The sequence below is a fragment of the Kribbella sp. CA-293567 genome (assembly GCF_027627575.1).
In the GTDB taxonomy this organism is placed as follows: Bacteria; Actinomycetota; Actinomycetes; order Propionibacteriales; family Kribbellaceae; genus Kribbella.
In genome coordinates, this window is sequence record NZ_CP114065.1 from 207,243 (window position 1) to 219,778 (window position 12,536).

Annotated in this window: 9 protein-coding genes; 4 read left to right on the plus strand and 5 right to left on the minus strand. The window is 69.4% G+C overall.

The features are described 5' to 3' along the window. Positions 1-2: 2 nt before the first annotated feature. Both OX958_RS00975 and OX958_RS00980 read left to right on the plus strand, forming a co-directional pair. On the plus strand, positions 3-896 hold the full coding sequence (locus OX958_RS00975; RefSeq protein ID WP_270135019.1) for an oxygenase MpaB family protein: 894 nt from the start codon (positions 3-5) through the stop codon (positions 894-896). Between the two features lie 95 nt (positions 897-991). After that, positions 992-2,215 carry an ROK family transcriptional regulator gene (locus tag OX958_RS00980; RefSeq protein ID WP_270135021.1) on the plus strand — a complete coding sequence of 408 codons (1,224 nt, stop codon included), beginning with the start codon at positions 992-994 and terminating at the stop codon, positions 2,213-2,215. Between the two features lie 79 nt (positions 2,216-2,294). Here OX958_RS00980 and OX958_RS00985 read toward each other — a convergent pair whose 3' ends face one another. Together OX958_RS00985 and OX958_RS00990 are read right to left on the minus strand one after the other, a co-directional pair. Further along, positions 2,295-2,891, minus strand: coding sequence for a ParA family protein (locus OX958_RS00985; protein WP_270135023.1), 597 nt, complete (start codon positions 2,889-2,891; stop codon positions 2,295-2,297). A gap of 136 nt (positions 2,892-3,027) precedes the next feature. Further along, on the minus strand, positions 3,028-3,915 hold the full coding sequence (locus tag OX958_RS00990; RefSeq protein WP_270135024.1) for an NAD(P)-dependent oxidoreductase: 888 nt from the start codon (positions 3,913-3,915) through the stop codon (positions 3,028-3,030). Positions 3,916-3,983: 68 nt separating this feature from the next. Here OX958_RS00990 and OX958_RS00995 point away from each other — a divergent pair, with 68 nt between their 5' ends. Together OX958_RS00995 and OX958_RS01000 are read left to right on the plus strand one after the other, a co-directional pair. Continuing rightward, on the plus strand, positions 3,984-7,010 hold the full coding sequence (locus tag OX958_RS00995; RefSeq protein ID WP_270135025.1) for a BTAD domain-containing putative transcriptional regulator: 3,027 nt from the start codon (positions 3,984-3,986) through the stop codon (positions 7,008-7,010). Beyond that, on the plus strand, positions 7,003-8,379 hold the full coding sequence (locus OX958_RS01000) for an FAD-binding protein (RefSeq protein ID WP_270135026.1): 1,377 nt from the start codon (positions 7,003-7,005) through the stop codon (positions 8,377-8,379). The genes OX958_RS00995 and OX958_RS01000 overlap by 8 nt, the downstream gene beginning before the upstream one ends. 3 nt (positions 8,380-8,382) lie before the next feature. Here OX958_RS01000 and OX958_RS01005 read toward each other — a convergent pair whose 3' ends face one another. From OX958_RS01005 to OX958_RS01015, 3 genes are read right to left on the minus strand one after another with little or no spacing between them, the layout of a single operon-like run. Next, a complete protein-coding gene (locus tag OX958_RS01005) occupies positions 8,383-9,345 on the minus strand; it encodes an ABC transporter substrate-binding protein (protein ID WP_270135027.1) in 963 nt (320 codons plus the stop codon). After that, positions 9,342-11,300: an ABC transporter permease subunit gene (locus tag OX958_RS01010; RefSeq protein ID WP_270135028.1), complete on the minus strand. Its 1,959-nt coding sequence runs from the start codon at positions 11,298-11,300 to the stop codon at positions 9,342-9,344. The genes OX958_RS01005 and OX958_RS01010 overlap by 4 nt, the downstream gene beginning before the upstream one ends. 1 nt (position 11,301) lies before the next feature. Next, entirely contained in the window at positions 11,302-12,390 is a 1,089-nt protein-coding gene (locus tag OX958_RS01015; protein ID WP_270135029.1) for a quaternary amine ABC transporter ATP-binding protein, read from the minus strand. Positions 12,391-12,536: the final 146 nt, after the last annotated feature.

The window sequence follows — 12,536 nt, forward strand, 5'->3', positions numbered from 1 at the left end:
GTATGTCCGTCACCCCGCAGGAGAAGGTGCTCAACCCGTTGAGAGACGGGCTCGCACGGATGATCATGACCAAGGTGGCCGGCCCGGATCCTCGGGCCGAGCGGGACCGCGTTCACAACACCCCAGGGCCTAGGTGGTTCGCGCCGGACCGGCCGATCCGGCGGGTGCACGGCGACGCCTCCATGTTCGCCGGCGGACTGCGGGCGCTGCTGCTGCAGTCGCTGCATCCATCGGCGATGGCTGCGGTGTCGGCGCATTCGGGCTACCGCGGAGATCCATGGGGGCGACTGCAGCGGACCAGCTACTTCCTGGCGATCACCACGTACGGCGCTGACGCCGATGCGAGTGAGGCGGTTGCCCGGGTCCGGGCGGTGCACGAGCGAGTGCGCGGGACCAGCCCGGACGGTGTTCGCTACAGGGCCTCCGACCCGCACCTGCTGAAGTGGGTGCACCTGGCTGAGGTGGACAGCTTCCTCGCAGCACACCAGCAGTACGGCGCTGCGCCGCTCGACGCTGCCGAGCAGGACGGGTATGTCGAGGACACTGCGCGAGTGGCCCGGGCACTGGGCGTTGTAGACCCGCCGAGCACTCAGGTGGAGCTGCGACAGATGCTCGACGAGTACAGGCCAGAGCTACGCGGTACGACGGAAGCTCGGCAGGCGGCGCGCTTCATCCTCGTGCACCCGCCGGTGCCGCTCGCCGCGAGACCCGCGTACGCCGTACTGACGGCTGCGGCGGTCGGCCTGTTGCCTTGGTGGACGCGGTGGCCGCTGCGGCTGCCACTCCTGCCGCTGGCCGAGGGCACGGTGGTGCGGGCTGCGGGCGACGGCTTGACCAGAACGATTCGCTGGGCGTTGACCTCGCCGACACTGGGCTCGATCGAGCCGGGCCGCTGACCGAGCGCCGGATCGCGGACGGTTCCCTCGCATTGTTTGCGGCGAGAAGTGCGCCCGGAGGGATGATTGGCTCCGGACGCCGGTAGCTTGGTCCTGTGCCGAAGCGCTCGAACCGCCCGCTGCCGCTCGCTACTCCGGCGGGGGTCGAGGTGCTGACCAGGATTCTGACCCAGGGACCGATCCCGCGGGTCGAGATCGCCCGCCGGACGGGCCTGTCGCAGGCGGCCGTCACCAAGGCCGTCGCGCCGTTGATCGAGGCGGGATTCGTGACCGACCAGCCGGTCGCCGGACCGGTCGACGAGAGTACGCCGAGCCGGGCCGAGCTGGGGATCGGGCGGCCGGTCAGCCCGTTGACCGTCGTACCGGACAGCATCTCGGTGATCGGGCTGAAGGTGACGCCGACCGAGCTGATCGGGGTGACGACCGACTTCCGGGCCGGGATCCGCACCGTCCGGCATCAGCAGCTGACCGATCTGTCGCCCGAGGCGGTGATCAAACGGCTGGCCGAGCTGGCGAAGGAGCTGCTCGAGACCCTGGACGATTCGGCCGGACCACTGATCGGGATCGGCGTCGCGGTGTCGGGTGATGTCGACGCGCGGCACGGGGTGGTGCGGGACTCGCCGTTCATGGGCTGGCGCGACATCCCGCTGGCGACGCTGCTGACCGACCAGGTCAAGGTCCCGGTGGTGGTGTCGAACGACGTGCGGGCGCTGACGGTGGCCGAGCACTGGTTCGGGGTCGGGGTGGATGCCGACTCGTTCGCGGTGGTGACGATCGGGTCGGGGGTCGGCTGCGGGCTCTACATCAACGGCGAGGTGGTGTCGGGAGCGCACGGGGTGTCGGGCGAGCTGGGGCATCTGCCGCTCGCGCCCGGTGACCTGGTGTGCACGTGCGGACGACGGGGGTGCGTCGAGACGGTGGCTTCGTCGGACGCGATCCTGGCGCGGGTGCGCGAAACGACCGGCCGGCCGGAGCTGGACCTGTCCGGGGCGATCGAATTGGCCCACAGCGGCGATCCGCAGGCACGGGAGGCGTTCGACCGGGCCGGTGAGGTGATCGGATCGGCCCTGGCCGCGATGGTGAATCTGGTCGGGCCCGAGCTGGTGGTGATCGCCGGTGAGGGGGTCGCCGACTACGACCTGTACGACCAGCGGATGCGGCAGACCTTCGGTGAGCACGCGTTCGGTGCGGCCGGGGACTGCCGGCTGATGCTTCGCTCACACACGTTCGACGACTGGGCGCGGGGTGCCGCGACCACGGTCATCCGCTCCTACGTGCGGGGCGAACCGCCGCTCAGCAGGCAACCACACGGCTCTTGATCCGGAGGCGACTGCCACCGCCCGTGAAGGGACCTGCCGAAGTGCCCCTCCCGGCTGGGAAGGGCACTTCGCGCGCCGGTCAACTGCGGGCGGCGGCCAGGATCTTTCGCCAGACCTTGCGGTAGGACTCGAGGCCGTCCTCGGCCAGCGGGCCGGTGGGGCCCGCGGTGATCGAGACTCGCTCGGGGATGGTGCCCCAGACAGGGATGTTCTCCTCGGCGTAAAGCTGCATGGCTTCCTGGTAGCTGCGGGTGTACGTGCGGGCCGAGCAGATCACCAGGCCGACCGGGATGTCCTTCGGGACCAGCTCCAGGACCGCCCGCACGCGAGGGGTCTCGACGCCGCCGACGCGGGTCGGGATGACCACCATCCGGGCCCGGTCGAGGGCTTTGTTGAGCAGGCGCTCGTGCGAGGGCGGCATGTCCACCACCCCGATGCCCTCGGGTGGCACCCGGTCCAGGGCCTTGGTCAGGAGTCGCTCGGTCGGCGCCTCGGCGATCTCGATCCTGGCCAGGTGGTCGTCGTCGGAGTCGGCGATCCAGTCGGCCGCGCTTCCCTGCGGATCGGCGTCGATGAGGGTGGCTGTACGACGGTTGGAAGATGCCAGCGCGGCCAAGTACACCGACGTGGTTGTCTTGCCGACCCCGCCCTTCAGTGCAGCTGTCACGATGATCATGGGACCGACGCTACCCGCTCGGACCCGATTTCCGGCGTGTCGTCGGCGTTGCTCGCGCGCCGCGTGATAATTGCCGACAGCCCCCGTACAAGCTCAACCACCCTTCAACCTGTCCGGCCGCCGCGGCCGGTACCGGTCAGCGGGCCGGTTTCCGGATCGTCTCGATCATCGAGCTGAAGCCCTCGAGCCCGTGCCCGTCGGCGTCCGTCCGCGCGAACAGGGCGGCCAGCGCGGCCGGCATCGTGGTGTCCAGGCCCGCCTGGGCGAAGGCCTGCACGATGTGTTCGCTGCCGACCGCCATCATGTGCAGGTTGTTCTCCTCACCGGGATAGCTGCCGGAGTCGATCTCGGCGGCGAGGATCTTGAGGAAGCCCATCGGGCCGTCGTCGGTGAGGTCTGCCAGCAGCGCCGCGGCGTACGGCCGGGACTGTTCCGCGCTGATTCCGGCCGCGCCCAGCAGTGCCGCCGAGTAGAAGTAGCTGACCAGCGTCGTGCAGAACAGGTTGATCATGGCCTGGTAGTAGATCATCGACAGACCTGGATCGGTTCCGACGTGGTCCACCCGGCCCAGTGCCTCCAGCACGGGCTTGTGGGTCTCCAGTGCCTCCCGCGGCCCGCTGTAGAAGGAGTAGGCACCCGGCTGGCCGATACCCGGCGGCGGAACCATGATTCCGGCCGTGATGAGAGTGGCACCGCGCTCTGTCGCCCGACGGCTGCTCTGGCGAAGACGGTCGGGGCTGTCAGAGCTCAGGTTGACCAGTACTCGGCCGGAGATGTCCACGCCCTGCAGTGAGTCGTCCATGGCGGCGTAGTCGAGCTGGCTGATGACTATGAGGTTGCTGGCGGCGACGGCCTCCGCTGCCGTTGCGGCCTCGCTGGCTCCGGCTGCGATCAGGTGGGTGGCGCGGCCCGGCGTACGGTTCCAGACGGTGGTCGGGTGACCGGCGGCGAGGAAGGTCTCGGCCATCTTGGCGCCCATCGCGCCGAGGCCGATGACGGTGACTGCTGCGTGGTTGTTGGTCATGCCCCGATCCTCGAAAAGGCCGCTACGGATTCACTACGGGTGTCGGTGGCGGTGGCTACTGTTGCGGCGTGTACTTCGAGGTGCTGGGGCCGCTGGTCGTCCGGACGGATGCGGGCGATCCGGTCGTGGTGCCTGACACCAAGGTCCGCACGTTGCTGCTCGATCTGCTGATCAACCTCGGCCGGCCGGTGTCGGCGGACCGTTTGATCGACGACCTGTGGGGTGACCACCCGCCGCGCAACGCGTCCGGCACGTTGCAGGCCCGCGTCTCCCAGCTCCGTACGGCGCTCGCGCGGGCTGAGCCGGGCGGGCGAGCGCTGATCACCCACGGGCCGGGCGGCTATCGGCTCGACGTGCCGCAAGAGGTTGTCGATAGCAACGAGTTTGAGCGGTTGACAGCGCCGGGGTCACGGCGGGCCGAGGTGCTGCAGCAGGCGCTCGGGCTGTGGCGGGGCCCGGCGTACGCGGAGGTGGCGGATCGCGAGTTCGCGCGGGCGGCGCGGGATCGGTTGGAAGAGCTGCGCCTGGCCGCTACGGAGGAGTTGCTGGAGATCCAGCTCGATCGAGGGTCGGAGCTTCAGCGGGTGCTGGCTGGGGTGGCCGAGCTGGTGGCACGGCATCCGTTGCGGGAGCGGGCGCGGGGAACGCAACTGCGGGCGCTGTATCGGGCGGGGCGGCAACACGAGGCGTTGAAGGCGTTCGCCGACTATCGGGAGTTGCTGGCTGAGGAGTTGGGGGCTGATCCGGGGCCTGAGCTGGCGGCGTTGCACCAGGCGATCCTGCGGCATGATCCAGCGCTGACCGCGGCGGGCGGGAGCAGACTGCCGGTGCCGCTGAACGAGCTGATCGGCCGGGAAGCAGTGGCGGCGGAGGCGATGGAGCTGCTGGGAAAGACCCGGCTGCTGACGCTGATCGGTCCCGGAGGAGTCGGAAAGACCCGGCTGGCGCTGGAGCTGGCCCGAGAAGCCGCTGCGCCGAATGAGGCTGCCGTGGTGGAACAAGTGATGTTGGTGGAGCTGGCTGCTCTCCAAGGCGTAGACGTGCTGGATGCCGTGGCGGCTGGAGTGGGACTGCGGGATGACGTGATGGGAATGCCCGCGCCGGTTGTGGGCCGGGAGCTGGGCAAGCGGCTGGTCGGGGCGTTGGAGGCTCGGCCGACTCTACTGGTGCTGGACAACTGTGAGCATCTGGTGGAGGCCGCAGCAGATCTCGTGGGGATGCTGCTGGTCGAAGCGCCGGGCCTGCGAGTGCTGGCGACCAGTCGTGAGCCGCTGGGCCTGGCAGGTGAGCACCTGCTGGAAGTGGGCCCGCTGGAACCAGCAGCTGCGGCGCAGTTGTTTCGGGAGCGAGCAGCCGCGGCCGGCGCGGGCGACTCCCTCCGCACGGAGGATGCTGCTGTCGATGGCATCTGCCAGCGGTTGGACGGGATTCCGTTGGCGCTGGAGTTGGCGGCGACCCGGGTGCGTGCGCTGGGTGTGCAGGGACTCGCGGCGAAGCTTGACGACCGATTCCGGCTGCTGGCGGGAGGGCGTGGGGTTCCGGAGCGGCAGCGGACACTGCGGGCGACCATCGACTGGAGTTGGGAGCTGCTGAGCGACGAGGAGCAGGTCCTGCTCAGACGGCTCGCAGTGCATGCCGACAGCTTCAGCCTGCAGGCGGCAGAGGAGGTCGGGGAGCTACCGGCCGAGGTGCTCGCTCGCCTCGTCGACAGATCACTCGTGGTGTCCAGCGAAGGCAGGTACCGACTGCTGGAGTCTGTCGCCGCCTACAGCCTCGAGCGACTCGTCGAGTCGGGCGAGGAGCCGCGGCTGCGGCGCCGCCATACGGCGTACTACGTGTCGCTGGCTGAGCAGGCGGAGCCTCACCTGCGCGGCGCCGAGCAAGTGCTCTGGTTGCGTCAGCTCGACCTCGAAAGCGCGAACCTCCGGTTGGCTCTGCAGTACGCATCGCCGGAGTCCGCGCTGCGGCTGGTGAATGCCATGGCCTGGTACTGGTACCTCCGCGGCCGGCTGAGCGAGGGAAGACGAGCGCTCGCCACAGCTCTCGCAGTACCGGGTCCGGCGAACGCCGCACGCGCTGCGGCCACCGTCTGGAGTGTGGGCTTCGCCGCGACAGCCGCAGACGGAAGCAACCTCACTGCGGCCAGCGCAGAGGCGCTGACCGCCTACGACTCTCTTGACGACCCACTCGGTCAGGCCAGAGCCGAGTGGTTCCTGACGGCAACACAATGGGCGTACGGCGGTCGGCAGGTGCTGCTGGAACGGATCGAGCGAGCGACTGCGACGTTCACGCGGCTGGATGACCAGTGGGGATTGGCCGCTGCGCTGAGCACTCGGGCCGAGTTGTCGTTGACGCACGTGGATCTGGCAGCACTGCGGCGAGACGGGCTGCGCAGCCTGGAGTTGTTCGACAAGCTCGGTGACAGATGGGGACAGCTGCAGGCCAGCTACTCGCTCATCGTGGCCGCGGAGATCGCCGGGGAGTACGCCGTCGCTACGCGCCTGCTGCAAGAGGCGCTGCGAGTGGCGGAAGAGCTGGGCATGTGGACAGAAGTCTCCTTCCGTACTGCGGGACTGGGCCGGATCGCGTTGCTCACCGGGGAGTACGACCAGGCCGACGAGCTGCACGAGCGGGCGCGCCGTTTGGCGATCGAGCAGTCCAACAAGTCGGCCGAGGAGTACGCCGAGGTCGGCCTCGGCCTGGTCGCCCGGCGCCGGGGCGAACTCGACAAAGCCGAGGAGCACCTCGCCAACTGGCTGCCGTGGTTGCGACAGGTCGGCGGCGACTCGGGGGTTGCCTTCATCCTCACCCAGCTCGGTTTCATCGCCGACCAGCGCGGGGACTACGTGGCAGCCCTCCAGCTGCAGCAAGAGGCCCATGCCCTCGCGGTGGCCACCGGCGACGAGCGTGCGATCGCGCTGACGCTGGAGGGCTTGGCCGGGGCCAAGGCCGGCGCCGGTCAGGCAGATGAGGCAGCAGAGCTCTTGGACCGGGCCGAGAAGCTACGGCAGGCGGTGGGCGCACCGTTGCCGGAGGGCGAGAGAGCTGACGTGGAGCGGATCAGACGGCGACTGGATGAGGTGCAGCGTGGATAAGTTCAGCGACGGCTCCGCGGGCGAAGTGGACTGGAACGAGCTGACGGCGGAGCTGGACGGCGAGTTGGCGCTCGACGCTGAGAGCCGGGCGGAGGTCTCGCGAGACGCCGGACGGTACCGGGTCCAGCTGCCGTACGCCGTACTGCGGCCGGCGTCCGTCGCGGATATCCAGGCGGTGGTCAGGTTCTGCCACCGGCACGGCATCCCGGTCGCGGCTCGGGGCCTGGCCAACACCACCGACGGGCAGGGACTGGTCGGCGGGGTGCTGATCGACATGCGCTCGCTGGACACCATTCACGAGATCGGCCTCGATCGAGCGGTCGCCGACGCGGGCGCGGACTGGCTGCGGCTGACCAACGCGGCGCACGCCCACCACCTGACGCCACCCGCGCTGACCGGATTTCTCGGGCTCAGTCTCGGCGGCACCTTGTCGCTGGGCGGCATCCCGCCTGCGATCCAGTCCGGCGGGCAGGTGGACAGCGTGATCGAGCTGGAGGTGGTCACCGGAACCGGTGAGCTGAAGCGCTGCTCGGCCGAAGAGAATGGCGAGCTGTTCGAGGCGGTGCTCGGCGGGCTGGGACAGTTCGGCATCATCACCAAGGCGACCGTCGCGCTGGGAGCGGCACCGGCGCGGGTGAGAGGGCACGAGCTCACCTATCCCGACCTCAGCGACTTCTTCGAGGACTTCCGCACGCTGCTGGAGCGGGCCGAGATCAGCGAGCTCTACGGCGACTGGTGGCGGCCGGGTGAGCACGGCGAGGTGCAGCACCTCAACGCCTTCACCTTCCACTCCGAAGCCGAGCCACCCGACGACGCGCACGTACTCCGGGGCCTGACGCCGCGCGAGATCGAGGTCAGCGAGGCCGGCTTCCTCCCGCACGTGACCCGGATCGACGTCGCGGTCGACGAGCTGAACACCGTCCTCGACTGGGGCAACCTGGCCAAGCCGTGGCTCACCCTCTGGCTGCCCGAAGCGACCGTCGAGCAGTACGTCACCGAGGTGGTCCGGCAGCTGACCCCGAAGGACGTCGGCGACGGCGGCTTCGTGCTGCTCTACGCCCACCGCCGATCCGAGCTGACCAGACCGTCACTGCGCCTGCCTGCGGACGACGGCGAATGGGTCTACCTGTTCACGCTGATGACGGCCGGCCCGCCGAGCGCCGAGTTCACCGACGAGATGCTGGCCAGGAACCGCCGGCTGTACGACCGGGCCCGCGCGCTCGGCGGCACGCGGTACCCGATCGAGTCGATCGCCTTCACACCGGACGACTGGGCGGACCACTACGGCGATCGCTGGCCGCAGCTCCAGGCCCTGAAACAGAAGATCGACCCGGGCGGAATCCTCACCCCCGGGCCGAACGTCTTCTAGCGGTTACTTGGCCAGCCAGGCGTCGACCTTGGACTGGTTGTCCTTGACCCACTTCTCGGCCGCGGCGTCCGGCGTCAGCTTGTCCTCGGCGATGTACTTGGCGACCACGTTCTGGTCGTCGTTGGTCCAGTTGAACTTCTTCACCAGCTCGTACGCCGGGCTGCCGGAGTCGGCGAACTTCTTCGAGACCACCTTGTCCAGGTCGTAGGCCGGGTAGTCGCAGGCGATCTTCTCCGGCACCGCGTCACAACCGGCCGTGTACGCCGGCAGGTCGACCTTGACCAGCTTCAGCTCGTTGAAGAACCACTGCGGCTCGTAGAAGTACCCGATCACCGGCTTCTTGTTCTTCTCCGCGTCCCGGAACGCCTGGATCAGGGCCGTCTCGGAGCCCGCGTAGACGACCTTGTAGTCCAGCTTCAGGTTCTTCACCAGCGCCTCGTCGTTGGTGACGAACGACGGGTCGCCGTCCAGCAACTGTCCCTTGCCGCCGGACTCCGACGTCTTGAACAGCGCCGCGTTCTTGTTCAGGTTCTTCCAGTCCTTCAGCTCCGGCTTCTCGGCCGCGAGCCACGGCGGCAGGTACCAGCCGATGACGCCCTTGTTCCCCGACGGACCGACCACCACGGCGACCTTCTGGTCGGTGACGTACTTCTTCTTCAGGTCCTCGTGACCCCAGTTCTCCAGCACCGCGTCGACCTCGCCGGTGCCGAAGCCCTGCCAGGAGATCTCCTCCTTGAGGTTCTTCTTCACCACCTTGCAGCCGAGCTCCTTGGTCGCGACGTACGCGACCACGGCCGCGTTCGCCTCGTACCCGACCCACGGGCTGACGGCCAGGTTGAAGGTGCCGCACTCCTTGCCACCGCTCGCGGCCGGCTTCTCGGCCTCGCCGACCTTCGCGCCACCACAGGCGGTCAGGGCCAGCGCCACAGCGGTCAGCACTCCAGCGGTCCGGAGCTTCTTGGTCACCACAGGTTGTCTCCTCTAGATCCTTTGAACTTCCGGGTCCGCCGGGCCGCGGCCTGGGTGATCCGGTCGAGCATCACGCCGAGCAGCACGATGGCCAGCCCGGCGGCAAGTCCCTTGCCGTACAGCTCACTCTGCGCGAAGCCCGCGGCGACGTCGTACCCGAGCGCGCCGGCCCCGACGAGTCCACCGACCACGACCATCGACAGCACGTAGATCAGGCCCTGGTTGATCGCCAGCGTGATCGCCCGCCGGGCCACCGGGAGCTGCACCTTGCTGATCACCTGCCAGGTGCTGGAGCCGACCGAGTTGGCCGCCTCGACGGTCGCGACCGGTACCGCTCTGATGCCGTCGGCAACGATCTTCGTGGTCACCGGTACGGCGAACACCACCGCCGCCGCGATCGCGGTGAAGCGGCTGGTACCGAAGAGCGCCAGGAACGGTACGAGGTACACGAACGGCGGCATCGTCTGGCCGGCGTCGAGCACCGGCCGCAGCCAGCTGTCGGCGCGCTGGTTACGCCCGGTCCAGACGCCGAGCACCAGCCCGACGGCCACCACCACGACCGTGGCGAGCAGGGTCGAGGCCAGCGTCACCATGCTGTCGTGCCAGACGCCGGTGGCGACCAGCAGACCAAGGCAAACAGCAGCCGGTACGGCGCCCCGCCAGCTCCCCAGCAACCCGGCCAGCGCCACGACGACCACCGCCACCAGCCACCACGGCGACTCGGTGAGCAGCGCTTCGAGCGGGTTGAGAACGCCCTTGGTGACCACGTCGCGGAGGCCGTACGTGAAGCCGCCGAAGACGTCCTGCACCCAGTTCGTCACCTCGGTCGCCGCGACGGCGATCTTCGAGCCGATGTTGGCTCCGGTGGGGAACTCCGCCGCCCACACATAGGTCCGCGAGAACCAGATCGCGACCAGCGCGGCCACGGCACCGGCGCCGAGCAGCACCTTGCGGCGCAGGCTCGCAGTACGCCAAGGACGGTCGCCGGCCGCGGTGGTCACCCGGTCGAGCACGATCGCCAGCACGACGATCGCCAGCCCCGCGTTGAAGGCGACCCCGACATCCAGCGTCTGGAGCGCCTTCAGGACGGTCTGACCGAGGCCGGGCGCGTCGATCAGCGCCGCGACGGTCACCATCGACAGCGCGGCCATGATGGTCTGGTTGATCCCGACCACGACCGTGCTGCGCGACATCGGCAGCAGCACCTTGACCAGCGTCTGGCCGCCGGACGAGCCGAGCGAGCGGGCCGCCTCGACGCTCTCCCGCGGGACCGAGCGGATCGCGTGCGCGGTCAGGCGGATCACCGGCGGCGCGGCGTAGATCAGGGTGGCGATCGTGGCCGCGGCCGGGCCGATCGCGAAGAAGAGGGTGAGCGGCGCGAGGTACACGAAGGTCGGCAGCGTCTGCATCAGGTCGAGCAGCAGCGTCGCCACCTTGAAGACGCGATCCGACAGCCCCGCCCAGATGCCGAGCGGGATGCCGGCCAGCAGCGCGAGCAGGACGGCCGCGATGGTCAGCGAGAGCGTGTCCATGCTCTCCTGCCACAACCCCTGCAGCCCCAGGAAGGTCAGGCCGGCCGCGGTCAGCACGGCCACCTTCCAGTTCCCGAAGGCCCAGGCCAGGTACGCCGCGACGGCGACCACGCCGAGCCAGCCGACCACCGGCACCGGCCGCCCGTACGACGGTTGCGCGATGACCGCCTGCAGCAGCACGACGAGCTGGTCGACCGCGACCCGGATCGCGTCGAGGAAGGCGTTGCCGCCGCCCAGGAAGTCGCGCTGGTCGGTCAGCCAGCGATGCAGCCCGGTGGTCTCCTGCCCGCCGAGCGCGAGGGTGTTGATGCCCTTCAGCACGAACCAGGCCGCGACCCAGGCGACCAGCAGGACGCCGACGATCACGCCACGGTGTGGTTTGCGGACCCGGATCTCGACGTTGCCGGTGATGGAGGCCATCTCAGTGCCGCGCAGCGGGCACGACGGCAGAGGTCTCCCGGTCCGCGACCACGGCGAGGATCTCCTCGTCGCCGATCACGCCGAGCAGCTGGCCGTCCGCGACGACCTTGACCGGGTGCGGCGACTCCAGCACCTGCCGGGTCGCCTCCCGGACCAGCACGTCGGGGCCGAGCTCGAGATTGGCCAGCTCCTCGCCGTCCCGCGGCTGCCGGACGATCCAGCGCAGGGTGAGGACGTCGGCGCGCGGGATGTCGCGGACGAAGTCGCGCACGTAGTCGTCGGCCGGGGCGCCGACCAGTTCGTCGCCGGTGCCGAGCTGGACGGCCTCGCCGTCGCGCATCAGCAGGATCCGGTCACCGAGCTTGAGCGCCTCGTTCAGGTCGTGGGTGATGAAGACCATCGTCTTGCCGACCTCCTGGTGCAGCCGGACCACCTCGGTCTGCATCTCGCGGCGGATCAGCGGGTCCAGCGCGGAGAACGGCTCGTCGAAGAGCAGCACGTCGGGGTCGTTGGCGAGTGCGCGGGCCAGGCCGACCCGCTGCTGCATTCCGCCGGAGAGCTGCTCGGGGTACAGGTTCTCATTGCCGCGCAGACCGACCAGGTCGATCACTTCCTGGGCCCGGCGCTTGCGGTCGGGCTTGCTCTCGCCGCGGACCTCCAGGCCGTAGGAGACGTTGTCGATCACCTTGCGGTGCGGGAGCAGGCCGAAGTGCTGGAAGACCATCGAGAACTTGCTCCGGCGCAGGGTCCGCAGCCGCTTCTCGTCGGCGGCGCGCAGGTCCTCACCCTCGAAGATGATGCTGCCGGCGGTCGGCTCGATCAGCCGGGTCAGGCAGCGGACCAGGGTCGACTTGCCCGATCCCGACAGGCCCATCACCACGAAGACCTCGCCCGGAGCGACGTCGAAGCTCAGGTCACGGACGGCCGCGGTACAGCCGGTCCGGTCCAGCAACTGGGCACGGCTCATCGCCGCCAGCTCCGGCCGGCGGGGCACCCGGGCGGCCTTCGGCCCGAAGACCTTCCACAGACCCTGGATCGACAGCAGCGCCTCGCTGTCCTGCAAGTCGGGGTACTCGAGCTGAGCGGTCACAATGGTTCACCCTCGCATCCCGGCCACCGGGTTCGTCGTGAACCGCCGACAATATCGAAACGCTGGGTCCCGAGTTCCCCCGCGGGCCTCTGATACAGCAACCTTTACCAGGTCTTACCCCGCTCCGGCCGCGGCGAAAGCCCGTC